Below are 19,651 nucleotides of genomic sequence, written 5' to 3'. Positions count from 1 at the left end.
TCGTCCGGCGCGAGAATCGCGCCGAGCTGGTGGTGATCGCCGGCGTAGATGGCGCGCTGGAGGAATTTGCTCTCGCCCGCGAGATTCTGCACCTCCAGCTTGCAAAAAGCCGGGTTGATCCGCAGCGCCGCATGCAGATCTTCCTTCGTTGTCACCGGCATGCCGTTGACCTTCACGATCGACTCGCCGGCCCGGATGCCCAGCTCTTCCGCCGGACTGCCCGGCAGCACCGCGAGCACCTTGAGTCCCCCTTGCGGATGGACAAACATCGGGCTGCGCTGCTGCTCCTCATAGCGGCTCAGCCAAATCAACGCTTCGTGCAGCCCAAACGCCGCGATTGCGGCCACCAGCATCAGCGGGCTCCACCACGCCGCAAGCAGCGCCAGCACGGTAATGACTGCACCATACCCCAGCAGTCGACCAGACGAAACGCGCGCCTTATCCTTAGGCAGCATCCCCAACGTCATCTCCGAAAATCCGAGCACGATCGGCAGCCCCATCAGGCTAAAGCCGTCTTGCCATGCTTCCCCGCCAAACAATGGCGTCCACGGCAGGACCCCGCCCAACGTCTGCGCCGGGACGAGCAGGAACAGCGGCACCGGCCACAAGCTTTGCATTTGATACCCGCCGATCAGCTTGCCCCGTTTGCCTTCAAAAAACAACGGCCCCGCAAACGAAGCGCCCTGCCACCGGACCAACAGTCCCTCGGCCAAATGCAGCAGGCCGACCAGACAAAGCAATGCCGGAATATCCAGCTCCCGAATGACGCGAACGACGTCGCTCAGAACCGCAACCCCTGCCGTATCCGGGATCAGATTGAATACAAACTGGAGTACCCCCAGCAAGCCCACGGCGTAAGCGAGACACAAATAGCGGATGCGGAACAGCATCAGCACCAGCGTAACCACCCAAAGGCAGAGAATTCCCTCCATCGTCAGATTCATTCCGAGGAAGACGAAGACGACGGAAACCGCCAGCCCCGCCAGCAGCCCGCCAAGAGCGGTTCGCCAAGTCTGCAAGCCCCATCTGTGCAGGCGAACATGAAACAGACGGCGTTCCAGCACAACCTGTCTGCGATAGAGCAGCAGGATGACGATGATCGAGATATAGTAGAACGGCTGCAGCAATAGTTGCGCCCCTGCTTCCGCCAGACTCCACAATCCTTCCAGAATGAGATCCAAGAGGTATTCACGCTCCTTTTTTGGTGTATAAGTTCAAGCTTGTCATCTTGCCCTAGGAGTAATGATCGGTTTACCTATGTACTCCAACGAAATTCAGCAAAAAAGAGGGCCGCACATCAGCCCTCTAAGGGATTCGACATTCACTTCGCAATTTCCTTCCGCATGATCTCCAGCGCACGATTTAACTGCATGTCGTTTTTCGGATCGCGGATTTGTTGGATGATGCTGGCTTCCAAAGCCTCGGCGGTTTTCGCGTCCAGCACACCGTTTGCCGTAAGCTTCTGGTCTGTTTGGAACTTTTTCAGCGCCTTCTCGGTGTTTTTATCGAAATAACCGTCCTTCCGGCCCGGATTGTATCCGAGTCCGTCCAGCATCGTTTGGGCGCTTTTGATATCCTCACCGAGCATATCGTATTTGTACGTTTTTTCCTTATTGATCGGAGCTACCGTAAAATAGTCCGGCTGGGACACCTCAACATCCGGCTTGATCCCCTTCTTATGAATCCATTCGCCGTTTGGCGTCAGCCACTTGGCGATGGTGATCTTCAGCATGCTGCCGTCGCCCATTTCCTGACTATAGCTGGATTGCACCGTTCCTTTGCCGTAAGTCGTTTCACCGACCAGCTTCGCTCCTGCGGATTCCTGCAGGGCTCCGGCCAAAATCTCCGAGGCGCTTGCACTGCCCTTGTTGGTCAACACAGCGATCGGGTAGGATTTGCCGCTTCCCTTGGAAACCGACTGCTGCCGACGCTTATATTTATCCTCGATTTGGACGATGGCTTTCCCCTTCGGCACAAACTGCTCCGACATCGCCTCAACGACGTCCAGCACCCCGCCCGGGTTGTTACGCACATCGATGATCAAGCCCTTCATGCCCTGTTTCTCAAGGTTTTCCAGCTCTTTCTTGAAATGATCCGCCGTATTCAACGAAAACTCGGTCACCGTAATGACCCCGATTTTGCCATCCTTCATCTCGGCATAGACCGTTTCCAGCGCAATGTCATCACGGACGATCTCGAATTCCAGCGTATCCGCAACTCCCGCCCGTTTAACCTTCACCTTAGCCGTTGTGCCTTTCGGGCCGCGAATTTTGGCCACCGCCTCATTCAAGCTTAAGCCCTCAAACGACTCCCCGTTCACCGACAACAGGATATCCTTCGGTTGAATGCCAGCTTTTTCTGCAGGAGAGCCCTTGATCGGGGAAACAACGACGACATTGCCGTTCTCCATGGACACCTCTGCCCCAATTCCGGTAAAAGACCCCTCAATCTGCTCCGAGAATTGCTGCGCCGTATCCGGGGCCATGTATGAGGAGAATGGATCCTCCAGCGCATTCATCATCCCGTCAATCGCACCATCAATTAACTTGTTCGTATCCACGTCCTCGACGTAGTTTTTTTGGACAAGCTGCAACGCCGTCTCGATTTTTTTGATGTCTTGCTTCGAGCCGGTGCTGGCCGTGTCGGCAAAACTTCCGCTGCGCAGCGGTCCCGTTCCAGCAAAGCTCCATTCCCCCGTCAGCGTTAACGTCAACAAGCTGCTGACCAGCATGGCTGCGACAACGAGCAGGGCTACCGTACGACCTTTAAACATCCTTGATCACCGCCTCCGAAAAATGAACATGTCCGGGCGGCGTGCCCGGCACGTCCGAATTTGAACGTCACATAGTATATGTTCCACCCATGAGAAATATTTACAATTTAAGGTGGATTTAAAATTGGCTTCTTATCACGATGCACTTTCTAAGGAGCATAATCGACGTCGAATCTTGAATTCAGCCGAGTCTTCCGTTGCTCACGTAGCCCGTACAAGCTTATGCTTCCGAAGTCGTTTTCTACGAAAACGTTTAGCTCCGCTACTCAGTCTCTAGCTTCATCCAACCTTCTCGGTGCTAATAACCTAATCTAACGGTGAAAACGGACCCTGCCCCAAAGAGGCGGTATCCGTTTTCGCTCGAACACTATAGTTATTTTATTACAAATAAGGCATTGGGTCTACCGGGTTGCCGTTGATCCGGACTTCGAAGTGGCAGTGAGGACCGGTGGAGTTGCCTGTGCTTCCAACTTCGGCAATTTTCTCGCCTTTCTTCACTTTCTGACCTTTCTCCACTTTGATGCCGCCGTTGCGGATATGACCGTAAAGCGTCCAGACGTTATCTCCGTGGTCGATGATGACCGTGTTGCCGTAACCGCTCCACCATTCTGCGACGATAACAACGCCGTCCTCGGCGGCATGGATGTCCGTGCCTTGCGGAGCAGCTAAATCGATGCCGGTATGGGTCTTCTTCACGCCGGTAATCGGATGGATACGCGTACCGTAACCGGAAGAAAGGCGGGCGCCATCCACCGGCAATCCAAACGAGCCGCCGTTGCCCTTAAATCCGCCGGACCCGGACGAACTCTTATTGTATTTGTATACTTGGGCAGCCTTCAGCTTGTTCTTCTCTTGTTCCAGCGCCGACCGCTTCTTGGCCAGCTCAACCAAGAGCGCTTCTTGCTCCGCGCTGATATCTTCGGATTCCTCAATCTCTGCGTTGTATTTCGCGATCAGCTGCTGCTTCTCGTTCTCTTTCGCTTCGAGATCACTCTTCCGCGACTCGGCATCCGCATAAAGCTGCTTCACTTTGGCATAATCCTGCTCCAGTTGCTGCTTCTGTTGCTCAATCAGTTCCTTATCCCGTTTATGCTCGTCCAACAGGATATGGTCTTGATTGGCAATCGCTTGGAGGGAGTCCGCGCGCTCAAGAAAATCGGTGAAGCTGGTAGAGGACAGCAGCACATCTAAATAGGAAACGACGCCATCCGTATACATCAACCGAACGCGAGTGTCGAGCAGGTGGGATCGCTCTTCAATTCGTGCTTGGGTCTCGTCCAACTTTTGCGCGGTTTCGCGCAAATCCTCTTCCGTTTCCTCAATTTCGAGGGAGATTTTCGTTAACTCGTTGCTGACAACCTCAATCTGACTCATTAATTGCTTCAGATAGTTGGTGTTTTTATTGACGTAATGCTGCGCTTCCTGCTTCTGACTCTCGGCTTTCTCCTGCTGCGCTTTGGCCTGCTTAGCCTGCTCCTGAAGCTGCTTCAGCTCTTTGTCGATCTGGCTGATGGTTTTGGTCTTGGCGAAGCCTTCAGTAGGTTGGAAAATCAAAGCGGCTAATGCGACAACGGTGAGTGTGGTTATCCATTTCTTCAACTTCGTTTCCCCATCCTTCTTAAAAGGTAATTAAAAATTCCGACTTTTGTAGATATAACAATGTATCGGCTCGTTTCCTTCGCTTCCTTAATTCCGTTACACCTTCAAAAACTTCCGAATCGACATCGTACTTCCCCAAATGCCAATCAAAAGTCCTAAGCCGACAAGCAATCCGCCTAGTTCCAGACCGATTTCTTGGAGCGGTACCAGCTGAATGGCCAGCGTCACGTCGGATTTGACCGATGTCACCAGCTCGTTGTAACTAAAGAACAGCACGCCTACGGTGATCAGGGAACCGATCAGACCTATGAGTGCGCCTTCTACGAAGAAAGGCCAACGAATAAAGGTATTCGTCGCGCCCACCAGCTTCATGATGCCAATTTCCCGGCGACGGGCTAAGATGGTAACCCGGATCGTATTGGAGATGAGGAACATCGCCACCAGGGCAAGACCCGCTACAAAGGCAAATCCGATATTGCGGATCGCCCGCGTGATTTTGAATAACTTTTCCACCGTACCTTGTCCGTAGTTAACCTTATAGATCGGCTTCTCCTCGTATTTATCGTTCAGGGCATTAATCTTGCTGGCTACGTAAGGCACCGTAGTAGGCTCAATGACCTGAACCTCAAACGTATCAGGAATCGGGTTCGTCGTCTCGTCGTACCCTTCCAGCAGGTCCTTGCCTTCCTCGCCGAGCTTCTCCCGGAAATCCTTGAGACCTTCGGCTTTAGGAATCAGTTTCACTTTGCTGACTTCTTCCATGGAGCCGATATCGTTATAGATCTGGTCGCGTACGGCTTCGGTCACATCTGAGTTGAGGTATGCTTTGATCTGTACCTGGCTGTCCGCCTCATCGGCAAACGCATTGACGTTCAGCACAAGCAAGGTGAACACGCCTAAGATCAGCAACGATACGATGATCGAGGTGATGGACGCCACCGACATCCAACCGTTGCGGAACACGCTCTTTGCGCCTTCCCGCAAATGCCGCAAGAAGGTGCTAATAGTCATAACCATATTCCCCTCTCAGCTGGTCTCGCACGATATTGCCGTGTTCAATCGCGATAACGCGCTTGCGCATCGTATTAACAATCTCTTTGTTGTGGGTAGCCATAACGATTGTGGTGCCGCGGAAGTTGATTTCGTCCAGCAGTTGCATGATCCCCCAGGAGGTCTCAGGATCGAGGTTCCCTGTAGGCTCGTCCGCAATAATAACAGATGGATTATTGACGATCGCCCGAGCGATCGCCACCCGCTGTTGCTCACCGCCGGATAGTTGGGATGGATCGCGGTTTGCTTTATTTTTCAGCCCGACCAGGTCGAGCACTTCCATCACGCGTTTCTTAATAATCTTCTTCGGGGCTTCGATAACCTCCAAAGCAAAAGCCACGTTCTCGTAAGCCGTCAGCTTCGGGAGCAGACGAAAGTCCTGGAAAATCACCCCGATATTTCGGCGCACATAGGGAATTTTGCGAGGTTTTAGCTTGCCAATGTTAAAGCCGTTCACAGAAATCTGCCCCTTGGTGGGCACTTCTTCCCGGTAAATCAGCTTCATAAAAGTCGATTTCCCTGCGCCGGAGGGACCAACCAAATACACGAATTCATTACGGTCGATCTTGACCGAAACGCCTTTAAGGGCGTGGGTACCGTTCGGATATGTCTTCCAGACATCCTGCATTTCTATCACTTGATCACGTCCTAAATCTATGATTCCGTTTCTATAGGTGGCCCTATCTTACATTCGACATGTTCCAGCCAAATCCTTTAAAAGTTGAGGAAATTCCTTGAAGTCCGATATTTATTGTAACAAAGATGTTACCACTTGAGTACCCGAAAGTTTCCAGCTGTTTGATCATACAAATAGTTGTACAAGGTTCTTTTCTATGAATCTCAAGGGCTGCGGCCTAAAGGAGACGGCGATGAAAAAGAAACATTTGGCAGCTATATTCCTCTGCATTGGGCTTCTCGGCGCTGCAAGTTGGGGAGCGCTCGCACTTTATGTCTCACAGGACACCTTGCCTGCGGGCACCGTTGTGGCCGGACTGGATCTGGGCCGGCGCCAGCGTGATGAAGCGCTGCGGCTCCTTGACCAGGAGATCGCCGCATTAAACCGGAAGCAAGCTGTGTTTGCGGTCGACGGCAGCACGAAAACCCTCACCTGGGCGGAAGCCGGGGTTACGTTTGATGCAGAAGCTTTTCGCGAAGAGGTGCAACGGCTGGAAGAGGGCTCCTTATGGGAACGAGGAGTGGCGAGAAGAAGTTTTCATCGGCAGTGGACGCTCACCATCACCTTCGATCCGCAGAAGCTGCAGACGGTGTTTTCCCCTGAATGGGAAAAGAATCGATTCGGCTCCCCAGTGAACGCCGTGCGAACGATTACGCCGCAAGACCAAATTCGCTATTTGCCGGGAACGGCCGTGCAGCGCATCGACTGGGACCGTTTGTTGGAGATGGTGCCAAAGCAGCTTGGTGATGAAGTGCGTCGTTTGGAAAAAAATTCATGGCATGAACCAACCTCAAACGCGTTATCGAAACAGCTTCCTACGTTGCAGTTTACCGTGCCGCTCAAAACTGTAGAGCCCGAAATCACCGTAGAATGGCTCCAAAAAGAAGGCATCCGCCGCAAAATCGTCCAGTTCTCCACAAGCCTGATGTCCAGCGGGACCGGGCGGGTGCATAACGTGGACGCGGCAGCCCGCAGCATCGACGGGATGGTATTGGCTCCAGACGAAGTTTTCGATTACAACGAAGTGATTGAGTATGCCGAGAAAACGTACGGCTTCCGGGAGGCGCCGGTTATTTTTGGAGGGCGGCTGACCCCTGGGGTTGGAGGCGGGATTTGCCAAGTGTCGAGCACGCTCTACAATGCGGCGGTTCGTGCCGGGCTGACCATCGTGGAGCGGCGCAACCACTCCCTTCCGGTCAAATACTTGCCCAAAGGTCAGGACGCCACGTTCGCCAAAGGCTACATCAATTTCCGCTTCCAAAACACCTCCGGCCACCATCTCCTCATCCGCGCCGAGGTGAAAAACGGCCAACTGACCGTTAAGCTTTTTGGCGATATGCCGGAGAACGTGAGTTATTCCCTTGAATCCCGTACAACAGAAGTCATTTCCCCGCCAAACAAATATGTGATAAACCGATCCTTGCCTGCCGGAAGTCAACAAGTGCTTGTGCGTGGGAAGCAGGGATATGTCGTTGAGACGTACCGTATCAAGAAAGTGGACGGCCAGACGGTCGAGCGCACGTTGCTCTCCAAAGACACGTATCCGGCGCAACCAAACGTAATCGCGGTGCGTGAGGTCAAGGCTGGTTCGACCGGGAGCAGCAAAGGCGGGGGTTCGGGTAGTGGCGGCAGCAACCGCGGGAGCAACGGGAGTCGTAACAGCGGTAGTAACAGCGGTGGTGCAGGGGCTGGGGGCCAAGGTGGCAAGGGTGGATCGGGCAATTCCAGCGGCAGCACCTCTTCGGAACGCCTACCCAAACAGATCTTGGAGGACGGCGTAACTGGGCCGAATTTTCGATGAGAATCGCGGGGAGGAGCCAATCCCCCTCCCCCTACCTCCTCGATCCCAGCGATAGCGGTAAAAATAGGCGCTATTTCGTCAATTTCATGCCACTTCACTGAAATAAGGGAAAATTGTGGCGTTATTTTACGATAGGAAGCCCAAACTCACGCTGATTGCGACGTTTCCTCAATTATAAGGACATTTTTTTCCGTTATTTCCCCGGAAATTGTCTGGGAGAGTCAAATAAGACCATAAAAGGGCGCTATTCTCCTCGCAAATTACAAAAGAAGCCGCTCGGCGTCGAGCGAAAGTCGATAGGAACGAACGCGTACGCTGCCGCTGGCAGGTTGGATCCACTGTTTCTCAGACAGTTGTCTTAGCCATTTGCGAGCTGTTTTGCTTTCCACTCCCATCATGTGACAGATATCCCCCGGTGTTAAAGGTCTCCCCGCGCGAAGGAACTGACGAAGCAGCTCCCTCTCATGGTAGTTGGCCTGCAACAAAGAATCCGCCTCCCCCAGCCACCTTCCCATAAACTGCTGCAATGTTTGCTGACAGTAACGCGGGTTCTCGCTGACGTCATCGTATGTAAATCGCAGCACCTTCCAACCATCCAGAATCAAGTCGTTTTGCCGCCGACATTGGTCGGAGAAGCGATCCCGGCTGATCCCGCGCAGATGCGGGCCATATCCGTCGATTTCAATGGCAAGCTTAATTCCGGAACGTAGGTAAGCAAAGTCAAGATAGCGGTATCCGTCTTTAAAATCGGTCACCTCATATTCAGGATGAAGCTGCCGAAAATGCCCGAAAGCGGGCCACCATACTTTTTCGACAAATGCCTTTTCCGCATACCCATGCCCCTCCCTCAATCTTCGTTCTCTCTCCCCTTGCCGGCGTCCCAAATGATCGCTGATCCACTGCGCATACGTCTCCTGAAATCCCATCCAACCAACCTCCTCCAATGGAAAAATAAAACGCCTTCCGTCGACGGACGAGACAACTACATCGTCCAACAACAAAAGGCGTGTGCTTCACGGCTCTATATTTGTTTTGTGATTTACTCATTATTATACCACATGCTCGCCATATTCTTCCATATATTTCTCCAACTGGCACAGGTGACCAATCACCCAAAATTTGCCGCACGATGTAAACTTGAAGTATACTGGACTGCATCTGAGACCTGCCGCAACGTTCACAATAAATTTACTGCATAAAATATTTCGCGGCGTCTCCAAACTAGGGTATCAAGCTTCGAACTAATCTATCCTTGTTGCCGAAATCGCGATGTAAGAAGGAGGCTTCCTTAATATATGAATAAAACGATCGCATCTGCCTCTACCCCAGCCTTAAATCAGACGCGCAGCGCTTCTGTTTGGCTGCTGGTAACCGCCGTGCTCCTGACCGCCGCCGCCTTGCGGTCGCCCATCACCGGTGTAGGCGCCCTCATTGGCGAAATCGAGGCGGCCACGGGCTTGTCGCACGCGATGTCGGGCATGCTGACGACACTGCCGCTGATCGCCTTCGCGGTGTTTGCGCTGGCTGCACCCGGCTTGTCCGCAAAGCTTGGGATCGAGCGGACGCTGTTCTACAGCATGGTCCTGATGACCGGCGGCATCCTCGTCCGCTCTCTGCCGTCCGTTGCTGCGCTGTTTGCCGGCACCGCGTTGATCGGCATCGCGATCGCGGTCTGTAACGTGCTGCTGCCTGGGTTGATCAAACGCGACTTCCCGCAGCAAGTCGGTTTGATGACCAGCCTGTTCACCACGTGCTTGACTTTCTGGGCGGCGATTTCCTCCGGGATCAGTGTACCGCTGTCCCAAGGTCCACTGGGGTGGCGTGGCGCATTAACCATTTGGGTGGTGTTGACGGCGATCGCCAGCTTGGTCTGGCTGCCGCTGTTGCCAAAACGCACCGAAGCTGGCCAGAACCTGAACAAAGCAACCGTTGCGGGCCGCTCCGCCACCCCGGAGGGTGAAGTAACCAACACTACGGCACGCCCGCAGTCCGATCTGAGCCAAGCTTCCGGCCCGCGCCTTCGTATTTGGCGTTCACGGGTTGCCTGGCTGGTGACGATGTTTATGGGCTTCCAGTCGATCCTGTTTTACGTCAGCATTTCGTGGCTGCCGGACATTCTGCAGGAGCGCGGGATGAGCGCCGAACAAGCCGGCTGGATGTTATCAATGATGCAGTTGATCAGTATGGCCGGCTCGTTCCTGATGCCGCTGTACGCCGCGCGGTCGGACAGCCAGAAGTGGATGACTGCCGCCACTGCCGCGTTATGCGTAATTGGCTTCGGCGGCATCTGGGCCGGATCGGTCGCGCTGGCCCCACTCTTCATCCTCTTACTTGGGATTGGTGCCGGCTCCACCTTTGGCCTAGCCATCGTTTTCTTCTCGCTGCGCTCACGCACGACGGAGCAAGCCAACGCCCTGTCGGGCATGGCGCAATCCATCGGTTACATATTGGCCGCGTTTGGGCCAACGCTGTTTGGCTATCTCCACGATCTCAGCGGCAACTGGGACACCCCGCTTGCCGTGATCACGGGCGTGTCGATGTTAACCGCCCTCTTTGGCTACGCCGCCGGGCGCAAGGGATATGTCGACGCACGATAAAAACAGCCCCAAGCCCCGCAACGCAAAAAGCTGTCCCCGAGGACCTCTCATAGGCCCCATGGGGACAGCTTTTTGCTTTACTGCCAACCTCAGCTCGTTGGCTGTCCTTCCAGCTGCGGCTGCGGCTGCGGCTGCGCCGCCGGCTTGTGCTTGAAGATCGGCATCAGGATCATCGCGCCTAGCAGCATGATGATGCCGGATACGGCGTAAATGCTGACGAGCGGAAAGAACTTTTTCAACACGCCGGACACCGACATCATGATGACCATCATGCCCATGAACATCGGGCTGAGTACACCATTGACGCGACCGACATAGGATTGCTCCGTCCATTGCAGGATCATCGTGTTGATCCCGATCTGGATGCAAGGGAACGTCAAGCCGTTCAGGAACTGCAACGCCAACGTCAACGGAACGCTGGTCGACAGCCCCATCCCCACGATACAGACGGCGCTGACCGCCATCCCGAAGGCTAGGAGCATTTGGGGCGGGATCTTTTTAGCTAAGCCCATAATCACACCGCCGCCAATCAGCATCGCAACCCCGTTCACCGCCAGCAAAAATTGCAGGAATTCCTTAGGCTGACCCAAACGTTCAGTGACGACAAACAATCCCAGAGTTTGGATAATCCCGACCGAGAAGCCGGCGATGGCAAACGTGGCGCCCAGCGCCTTCAGCACAGGACTCCGCCATACATAGCGGAAGCCATCCGCCAGTTCCTTGCGGATATTCGAGGTTTTCTCTTGTTTTTGCTCTAGCTCTACGTCCGCCGGAAGCCGGAATAGCACCAAAGCAGAGATCAGGAAAGCCACGCCCATCACGCCAATCGAGATGTAAATCCCAAATTGGTGATAGGAGTAAATCCCCAGCGAAGGCCCAATCACCATGAAAATAGCGACCAACGACTGGAACAACGCCATCCCTTGTTGCACTTTATCCGGATGGACATGCTGCTTGAACAGCTTCATGACCGACGGTTGCGAGAACTGCGACAGAATCGCCGAGATAAAGGTCGCAAAATAGACCGTTTCCCACGAACCGTACAGCAACGTCAGCAGCACGGCGAAGACCGAGACGGCGGACAGGAAGTCGCACCAGATCATCGTCCGCTTCGGCTTCCATCGATCCGCAAACGCCCCACCGATGAAGGAGAACACGAAGATCGGGGCAAACTCTACGACGGAAATGAGCGAGATCGCAAGCGGATCGTTATTGGTCTGGTCTGTGACGAACATCAGAATCGCAAAATTGCGGACCCAGATTCCAATCTGCAAGAACAGGTTAGAGATCAGGATTGTCTGGTAGAACCGATTCCGGAACAAGCTCCCGGAACCAGGCAAAGCCTGTGACTCGTTACTTTTCACGTAAACACCTCATTATTGCTCAGGATAAACTATAGATTATCCATATTTCCTGGAGGGATGTCAAATGTTTCTTAGATTACCTTCTTTTTCGAAAAAACTTACTCCGAGACCGCCGGCTTCGCTTCGTTACGACCGGCCGCTTCGGCCCCATACGCTCTCATTTTGGCGTTGCCCATAAAACATACCGTGATCAAAGCCAGCACAGCCGGCACCAGCGTCCACCAAAACATCGTCGTGATCGACTTCGATAGATCCGCGACGATCTGCTCCAGAACCGGTGCCGGAATAGCTTTACGCGCTTCGGAAGCCAGCAGGGTCCGCGGATCGTCCATGGATGGCAGCCCGTCGGCTCCGCCGCCCATAGCGGATAACGATTCGCTTAACCGGTTCGCAAACAGATTGCGCTGCACGATCCCAAATATGGTAATCCCCACCGTCATCCCCAGCGAGCGAATGAACGACATCGTCGAGCTGGCGGCTCCCCGCTGCGAAGGTCCAAAGTCCTGAATGGCCGACATCCCCAGTACAGAGAAGGAGAACCCGACGCCAAAACCTGCGGTGGCCATATAAATCGACAGCAACGTCTTGGTCGTGTCCGGCGTAATTGTCGCCAGCAATGCAATCCCCACGATAAAAATAACAGCCGATAAGATCATCACGTTACGGAAACTGGTGCGCTGCACGAGAAAGCCCCCGACTTGAGAAGCAACTACGGAGCTCAGCGTCATCGGTAGCAGGATCAAGCCGGAATTGGTGGCTGTACCGCCCGTGACCCCTTGTACGAACAAGGGAATGTACACCGAAGCTGCGATAAAGGCCGCACCGTAGAACAACCCGGCGAGATTGCTGCTGGCAAACAGCCGCTTCCGGAACATTGCGAAGGAAACGATCGGCTCCTCTGCTTTACGTTCCACCAGCAGGAAAATCGTGAACAAGACGGCAAATGCCGCGAACAGTCCAAGAATCTGCTCAGAGTCCCAGGCGTACAGTTGCCCGCCCAGTTCCAACGCAAACATCAGGGCAACCACCGCACCAATCAAGGTCACTGCACCCCACCAATCGATGCGTTGCTTGGAGTGAACGGCCGATTCTCGGTAAAAAGCCAGAATCAAGAACAAGGCGAGAATGCCAATCGGGATATTGATGTAAAAATTCCAGCGCCAGTTCAGATGGTCGGTAATAAACGCCCCAAGCAGCGGACCGGCCAGGCTGGAGATCCCAAATACTGCGCCAAACAAACCGCCCATGGCGCCGCGTTTCTCCACCGGGAACACATCAAACACGATGGCAAAAGCGATTGGCATCAGCGCTCCGCCCCCGATCCCCTGGATCGCGCGGTAGATGCTAAGCTGCACGATGGTGTCAGCCGTACCGCAGAGCACAGACCCTAGCAGGAACATGGCGATGCCAAAAACAAAAAACCGTTTACGTCCATACATATCGGACAGCTTGCCGAAAATCGGCATCGCTGCCATTTCCGCGACCATGTACGCGGAGGTCACCCATACGTATTTATCCAGGCCGCCCAGCTCAGACACGATGGTGGCCATCGCCGTGGACACGATCGTATTGTCCATGGCGGACATTAAGATGCCGAGCAGCAAACCGGCAACAACGAAGCCGAGACGGCCGCTTTTTTGCGCGTTCATCCTTATTCATTCCTCCAAACATTCAAGTGCTCCCCCACCTCTGCGTGCGGGTCTTGATGATAATGTGTTGTATATTCCACGAGCCGGATCCGGCAGCCGGGACCAATGAAGACATCCCCGCCGCGCACGACATCGGCTACGGTATTTTCCAAGCGAATGACATCCCCTTCAATCATCTTCGCCTGCAGCGCTGGTGTCCCCCAGGGCTTAAACAACGACACCCACTTCCACGTGGGGTGCGGGGCGATGCGGATTTGCCCGCCGACGATTTCACCGGCCTCACTACGGCCGAACATCGCAAGCTCCACTCGCTCGGCGTTGATCGTACCTTGGGTTTGCACGGACCCTCTCAGGCGTAACCGCTCGGCTTGGCAGTCGCCGTTCAACTCGCAGCTTCCGAACAGCCCGATCTCCTCCCCTGCGATGCCGCCATCGATGCGGATTTCCCCATTCAGCTTGGCTTTGCCGGCTTGAAGGCTGCCCCGGACGTTAAGGGTGCCGGTGAGGTTCAGCTCTTCTCCGCGCATCGGTCCGGTGACTGCAATCGTACCTGTCGCCTTGACGGTCTCGGCACGCAAGCCTCCATCAACCTCCAGCGTCCCCGTGCAACTTAAGCTGCGACAATCTACATCTCCGTTGATTTCACCTTCGCCGACAATTTTGACTTTATTAAAAAACCCGCCGTTTGACGTCCCGTTGCCGACGATTTTCAAATCGGCGCTGCGGTCTTGCATGACTTGTTCAGCCATCCCCAATCCCTCCTTCGTGATCCTTCGTTTTATTTCTGTTCCGCGTGCCCGACCGAAGCCTGCGGCGAAACCTCATAGTGTTCCTTATACTCCACGCGGCCAATCTCGCAGTCCGGTCCAATCACTACCGAGTTGCCGCGTACCACTTCGGCTTTCGTCCCCTCTAACCGTATGTCATCGCCCTCGATCACATCGGCCGTTAACCGGGAAGCCCACAGCGGGGAGATATAGTCCAGCAGTCGTTTGCCTTTGCGTTGGCGGACTACGATCTGTTCCCCGCCGATTTCCTTGGCATGGCAAGGGCCTTCCAAATCAATCTTCAGCTTTCCCGCATTCAGCATCCCGCCAACCTGAATTTGGCCGTATACCTCCGCGGTTTCAAATTCGGCATTGCCTTCCAGCTTTAATGCGCCGTCCACCTTGGCCGTTTCTCCGATCACAGAGCCCCTGGCTTGGAGCATCCCCCGGACATGCAGCGAGTTGCATCGTACATCGTTGCCGACTTTAAACATCCCATCCAACTCGAATTTGCCGCCCTCCAGCAACCCATCCGAGGAACCGGTGCCGTTGAGGCTGAATTCGTCCGCATGGATCGTTCCTTTGATTTTCAGCGTTCCATTGGCAGTAAGCGCCTCGCACGTAATGTCTCCGTTCAGCCTAGCAATGCCCTCGGCTTGGATTTCACGGTACGCGCCGCCGGATGCCTGACCTACGCCGTTAATTTTTAAATCCTTAACGCTCCGTTCTGCCATTATCCTTCACTCCCGCTTACTAATAGTTTTAATTCCTCTGAACAGCGCGCCAGCGATAACCGAACGATCGTCCGGACACTGCGGTCTACATAGATGTCTCCATCCCCCGGCACCAGGATAAAAGCGGCTACCCCCATTTTGCGGATGAGATGCACGCCGCATTCCTGCCCGGCCAAGCCCGGTAAATGATCCTCGAGCGCCTGAACTAATAAACGCCCTTCCTCCAGGGAAATATCCCCGCTTTGCAGCAGCTTGTCGAGCACGTAGACGATCAACATCTGATCGAAGCCAAAGTTCGGCTGCGCCTCTTTCTTCTCTGTGGTCTCCATATATAAGTTCAATGATGTTGATGTAACAATGTTTCGTTCCAAAAGTTCGCCTGCGCTTAAACGGATATCCTTCGGACTCCCCGAGAAGACGTCCGCCAGCGCATCCAGCGATAAATCATCCTTCATGCCCAGAATGCGGTCAATGCGCTGCAGGATTTTTTCCCTTGGAAAATACGTTTCCTGCCCGGTAAAAGACGATTTGCGGATAAACCACTGCTCCGGGATCAGGTTCTTGCGCTTCCAGCGGTACAACTGTCCATACGAAATACCCGTCAGATCCAGCAATTCCTTCTTGGAAATCAAATCCTCATTCATTGTCATGCTCCTTTCATTGCACAAACAGCGTAACATAACATTGTTACGTTGTAAAGCAGGCGTGAATGGAGATCGATCCAAGTCGTTGCTGCTATTCATCTTAATCGACCCTTTGGTCTTCTCCATCCGTCTCGGGGCGGATTTATGCGCCCGGCCCGGGGTGGAAATCCGGCAAAAAATGCCCCTTCGCCACGAACTGTGACTAGGGGCATGAACTGCATTGATTCGATGTTTATCCCTTTAGAGCTTAAACCGGTCGATCTGAGCATGCATATCCGCTGCCATTCGAGCCAAGCCTTCCGATGCGGAAGAGATCTCCTCCATCGACGCCAGCTGTTCCTGGGTTGCGGCCGTCACCTCTTGCAGGCCCTCCATGCTGCTGGCCGAGGTCGCCGCGATTTGTTCGACCGCGTGAGCGATTTGATCGGCACTCGCTGACATTTGTTGCGTAATGGCCGACACTTCGTGAATTTGCTCCGAAATCCGCTGCGTCGACCGCTCGATCGCTTGGAAAGCCGTTTGCGCTTCCTCTGTCACGGCTCTTCCTCGCTCGACATTCGTATTCACCTTATGATTCATCACTTCATAGGCTTTGCTCGTAAGTTCGGTCATCTGCCCGATGGTCCGCTGAATCAATTCCGCCGTCGCTCCGGACTGCTCCGCCAATTTACGCACTTCGCCCGCTACCACGGCGAAGCCGCGTCCTTCCTCGCCGGCACGCGCCGCTTCGATCGCTGCATTTAGCGCCAGCAGATTGGTTTGGTTGGCAATCTCCGTAATCGCGCTGCTCATTCCGGCAACCTGTCCGCTGAGCTCATTCATCTGCTGCAGAATCTCCGCCGATTCCAGCGTTGACCGGCGAATCTCTTCCATTTGCAATCCGACGAGGTTCACCTTCCCGCTGCCCTCCCGGACATCCTCTACCGTTTGCAACGACGACTCAACGATGAGACCGGACGCGTCCGCGATTTTCCGGATGCCTTGGGACATTTCATCCATCGTCTTGGCGCTTTCTAACGAAGCAGCGGCTTGTTTCTCGGCATGATTCGAGGCGTCCGACACCAGCTGGGCGACATGCTCAACCGCCTTGGCATTCTGCTCAGTTCCCGCATTTAATTCTTCGCTGGAGGCGGCCAGCTGGCTGGCCGTTTCAGACATCTCCCCGTACCATTTCCCGCAGAGAGGCCAACATGCCGTTGTAGTTCGCGGTCAGCTCACCGATCTCGTCCTTACGCTTCGTGGCTACATCCTCGTTCAAGTAACCTTCACTCACCCGTTTGGCCGAGCGGTTAAGCCGCTCGATCGGGCGCGTGATGCTCAAGATCACGAGGATGAGCAGGATGCCCGCAACGATCATTGAGACAGCCAGGACAATGAGGGAAGTCCACATGACTGGCTTTGAGGCGTCGCGGAATTCCTGCACATCCAGAACCCCAACGATTTTAAACCCGGTCAGTGGGTTGGTCGTAAAAAACGCGCTTTCTTCCTTCCCGGTTTCTGGATCGGTATACGTCAAATAGCCCGATTCCGCCTCATGGATTTTCGCCAGATGTTCACCTGAAGCCTCTTCACCAACCGTTTTGGTCGGATGCGAGACGAACTTGTTCGAACGGTCCAAGATATAAATATACCCGCGTTCCCCCAAGTGAATGCTGCTGACGTCCGCATTCAGTTTTGCCAAGTCCAGGGCGACCGTGATCGCTCCTCGATGGTCTTTTAACGCGCGGCTGATATAAAGATTAAAATTGCCGGTCGTCGCCGATACAAATGGATCGATGATTACGGTTTCCTCCGGGTTTTCCATGGAGGTGATATACCAATCCCGTTTGCGCGGGTCATAGTCCTGTTTGCCAGGATCGGGGGCTTTCATCCACGCTCCGTTCTGATTGCCAACCACCAGATTCTCTAGCTCTGGATGTTTTTCTACGAAGAGGTCAATGAGTTTCCGCAGCTCCGGAGATTTGGCATCCACCTGGGCGGAATCGATTTGCTGCACCAGCTGCTCCACGTTGCGAACCTCTGCCTCCACGATATGGTTAATCGTATCATTCAACAGATTTACGCTCGATCGGGTGTTGTCATCCATTTGTTCATGTAACTGTTCGCTGGCGCGGGTATAGCTGGAGTAAGAGGTCGCCAGATTAGGGACCGCCAGCAGTACGGCAAAAATGATGAGCATCCGGTTGCGTAAGGTACGGACCTCCAGTAGTTGTCGAATCTGCATCCATCTTTTTTCATCGTCGTTCTTCTCCTTTTATTTTGTAATGGGCATCCTGTGCTTCTTGTTGTCTGCCAAGGGTTGATCAACTACAAAACCGCGCCAATGTTGCTTCAGTCTGAGTCAATGCACCAAAATAAAAGGCTTGGCAAGATAAGTTATTACTATATTTCGACAAAAACCGACGAATCCTTTAGTGTTTTCTGAAATTTTCATGTAATTTCCATAAAATTCAAAATGTACAGAAGGCGCCCTCTCGAGGGCGTCGAAGCAAGGTAAATAAAAAAAACAGCCGTTCGTCTATCGACGAAGGCTGTCTCCGAGCTCTGCCTGCGAATTGGCTAATCGCTTATTTACTTTTTTCCAGATACTCTTGCGTCCATTGGCGGCCCGCTTCCAGCTTGCTCTCTGCACGTTCGATGGCAGCCGTCACTTGAGCAGTAGCTGTCCCGCCGTATACGTTACGGGCATTCACGACCGTCTCCGGCTGGAGCACGTCATAAATGGTATCGTCAAACAATGGCGAGAACTGCTTGAACTCGTCTAATGTCAGATCCAGCAGGTATTTGCCGTTTTGAATGCAGTAAAGGACGGTTTTGCCGATGACCTCATGCGCCTGACGGAACGGCAGACCCTTGCTTGCCAGGAAGTCGGCAATGTCGGTGGCGTTGGAGAAGTCCTGGTTGACCGCTTCGCGCATCCGCTCCTTGTTCACCTTCATCGTGGCGATCATCGGCGCGAACAGCTGCAGCGCTCCTTGCAGCGTGGCGACGGTGTCGAACATGCCTTCCTTGTCCTCCTGCATGTCCTTGTTGTACGCCAGCGGCAGCGACTTCAGCACGGTTAACAGGCCCATCAGGTTGCCGTAGACCCGGCCCGTTTTGCCGCGAACCAGCTCCGGCACGTCCGGATTTTTCTTCTGCGGCATAATGCTGCTGCCGGTGCAGAACGCGTCATCCAGCTCGATGAAGCGGAATTCGGTGCTGCTCCACAGCACGAGCTCTTCGCTGAGACGCGAGAGGTGCATCATCAGGATGGAGGCGTTCGCGAGAAACTCGACGATAAAGTCTCGGTCGCTCACGGCATCCAGACTGTTTTCATACACCCCGTCAAAATGCAGCTGCTCGGCTACAAAATGGCGGTCGATCGGGAACGTCGTGCCGGCCAGCGCCCCCGCGCCCAGCGGCAGCACATTGATCCGCTTGTAGCTGTCCTGCAGGCGCTCGATATCGCGTTGGAACATCGACACGTACGCCAGCAAATGATGGGCGAACAGGATCGGCTGCGCCCGCTGCAGATGGGTGTAGCCCGGCACAATCGTGTCGAGGTTCGCTTTGGCTTGTCCCAGCAGCGCCTCCTGCAGCTCCTGCAACAGGCCCACGAATTCGACCACCCGCTTGCGCAGGTAAAGGTGCATGTCCGTCGCTACCTGGTCGTTGCGGCTGCGCCCGGTGTGCAGCTTCCCGCCAACCGGCCCCACCTCGTCGATCAGTTGCTTCTCAATGTTCATATGGATGTCTTCGTCCGACACGGAGTATTCCATCTCGCCGCGGCGGATCTTCAGCAGGACCTGATGCAGACCTTCCTTGATCTTCTCGACATCCTCTTCCGGCAAGATCCCGCATTTGCCCAGCATGGTCACATGCGCGAGACTCCCTTGCACATCCTCCTCCGCCAACGCCTTGTCAAACCCGATGGAAGCGGTATACTCCTCAACTAAACGGTTGGTCTGCTTCGTAAAGCGGCCACCCCACAGCTTGCTCACCTGACCCACTCCTT

Annotated in this window: 16 protein-coding genes; 2 read left to right on the top strand and 14 right to left on the bottom strand. The window is 54.2% G+C overall.

Translation table 11 applies throughout. The annotated features are described in order from the left end of the window. The 5 genes from POTG_RS13510 to ftsE form a co-directional block, all read right to left on the bottom strand. The coding region (locus tag POTG_RS13510; RefSeq protein ID WP_009225391.1) for a PDZ domain-containing protein at positions 1-1,181 on the bottom strand (1,181 nt) is incomplete at its 3' end. A gap of 140 nt (positions 1,182-1,321) precedes the next feature. Beyond that, entirely contained in the window at positions 1,322-2,773 is a 1,452-nt protein-coding gene (locus POTG_RS13505) for a S41 family peptidase (protein ID WP_009225390.1), read from the bottom strand. Between the two features lie 381 nt (positions 2,774-3,154). After that, complete coding sequence (locus tag POTG_RS13500; protein WP_009225389.1) at positions 3,155-4,372, bottom strand: murein hydrolase activator EnvC family protein; 1,218 nt, start codon at positions 4,370-4,372, stop codon at positions 3,155-3,157. A 96-nt stretch (positions 4,373-4,468) separates the two neighbouring features. After that, positions 4,469-5,383 (bottom strand): permease-like cell division protein FtsX, encoded by a 915-nt coding sequence (gene ftsX, locus POTG_RS13495; RefSeq protein WP_009225388.1) that lies wholly within the window; start codon positions 5,381-5,383, stop codon positions 4,469-4,471. Continuing rightward, positions 5,373-6,059 carry a cell division ATP-binding protein FtsE gene (gene ftsE / locus POTG_RS13490; RefSeq protein WP_009225387.1) on the bottom strand — a complete coding sequence of 229 codons (687 nt, stop codon included), beginning with the start codon at positions 6,057-6,059 and terminating at the stop codon, positions 5,373-5,375. The genes ftsX and ftsE overlap by 11 nt, the downstream gene beginning before the upstream one ends. Before the next feature lie 232 nt (positions 6,060-6,291). On the opposite strand from ftsE, the gene POTG_RS13485 reads away from it, so the two are divergent. Beyond that, positions 6,292-7,899 (top strand): VanW family protein, encoded by a 1,608-nt coding sequence (locus POTG_RS13485; RefSeq protein WP_198136204.1) that lies wholly within the window; start codon positions 6,292-6,294, stop codon positions 7,897-7,899. Between the two features lie 260 nt (positions 7,900-8,159). Here POTG_RS13485 and POTG_RS13480 read toward each other — a convergent pair whose 3' ends face one another. Beyond that, positions 8,160-8,825, bottom strand: a complete 666-nt coding sequence (locus tag POTG_RS13480; RefSeq protein WP_028538115.1) for a hypothetical protein — start codon at positions 8,823-8,825, stop codon at positions 8,160-8,162. A 369-nt stretch (positions 8,826-9,194) separates the two neighbouring features. Between POTG_RS13480 and POTG_RS13475 the strand changes: the two genes are divergently transcribed. Next, positions 9,195-10,496, top strand: a complete 1,302-nt coding sequence (locus POTG_RS13475) for a CynX/NimT family MFS transporter (RefSeq protein WP_009225384.1) — start codon at positions 9,195-9,197, stop codon at positions 10,494-10,496. Between the two features lie 89 nt (positions 10,497-10,585). On the opposite strand, the gene POTG_RS13470 is transcribed toward POTG_RS13475, so the two are convergent. The 8 genes from POTG_RS13470 to argH form a co-directional block, all read right to left on the bottom strand. Beyond that, the gene (locus tag POTG_RS13470) at positions 10,586-11,860 is read right to left on the bottom strand and encodes an MFS transporter (RefSeq protein WP_009225383.1); all 1,275 of its coding nucleotides are present in this window, start codon (positions 11,858-11,860) and stop codon (positions 10,586-10,588) included. Positions 11,861-11,958: 98 nt separating this feature from the next. Then, positions 11,959-13,509: an MDR family MFS transporter gene (locus tag POTG_RS13465; RefSeq protein ID WP_009225382.1), complete on the bottom strand. Its 1,551-nt coding sequence runs from the start codon at positions 13,507-13,509 to the stop codon at positions 11,959-11,961. Between the two features lie 2 nt (positions 13,510-13,511). After that, on the bottom strand, positions 13,512-14,258 hold the full coding sequence (locus POTG_RS13460) for a hypothetical protein (RefSeq protein WP_009225381.1): 747 nt from the start codon (positions 14,256-14,258) through the stop codon (positions 13,512-13,514). Positions 14,259-14,287: 29 nt separating this feature from the next. Beyond that, positions 14,288-15,010 carry a hypothetical protein gene (locus POTG_RS13455; protein ID WP_009225380.1) on the bottom strand — a complete coding sequence of 241 codons (723 nt, stop codon included), beginning with the start codon at positions 15,008-15,010 and terminating at the stop codon, positions 14,288-14,290. After that, entirely contained in the window at positions 15,010-15,654 is a 645-nt protein-coding gene (locus POTG_RS13450; RefSeq protein ID WP_036645349.1) for a YhbD family protein, read from the bottom strand. Before POTG_RS13450 ends, POTG_RS13455 begins: the two co-directional genes overlap by 1 nt. Positions 15,655-15,894: 240 nt before the next feature. After that, a complete protein-coding gene (locus tag POTG_RS24865) occupies positions 15,895-16,812 on the bottom strand; it encodes a methyl-accepting chemotaxis protein (RefSeq protein WP_232282296.1) in 918 nt (305 codons plus the stop codon). Beyond that, positions 16,805-17,878, bottom strand: a complete 1,074-nt coding sequence (locus POTG_RS24860; RefSeq protein WP_009225378.1) for a HAMP domain-containing protein — start codon at positions 17,876-17,878, stop codon at positions 16,805-16,807. Before POTG_RS24860 ends, POTG_RS24865 begins: the two co-directional genes overlap by 8 nt. A 343-nt stretch (positions 17,879-18,221) precedes the next feature. Then, complete coding sequence (argH, locus tag POTG_RS13440) at positions 18,222-19,637, bottom strand: argininosuccinate lyase (RefSeq protein ID WP_009225377.1); 1,416 nt, start codon at positions 19,635-19,637, stop codon at positions 18,222-18,224. Positions 19,638-19,651 lie beyond the last annotated feature (14 nt).

It is taken from the genome of Paenibacillus sp. oral taxon 786 str. D14 (assembly GCF_000159955.1).
Taxonomy (GTDB): Bacteria; Bacillota; Bacilli; order Paenibacillales; family Paenibacillaceae; genus Fontibacillus; species Fontibacillus phoenicis.
The sequence above is the reverse complement of the archived record's forward strand: the minus strand, read 5'-3'. Positions and strand labels throughout refer to the sequence as shown.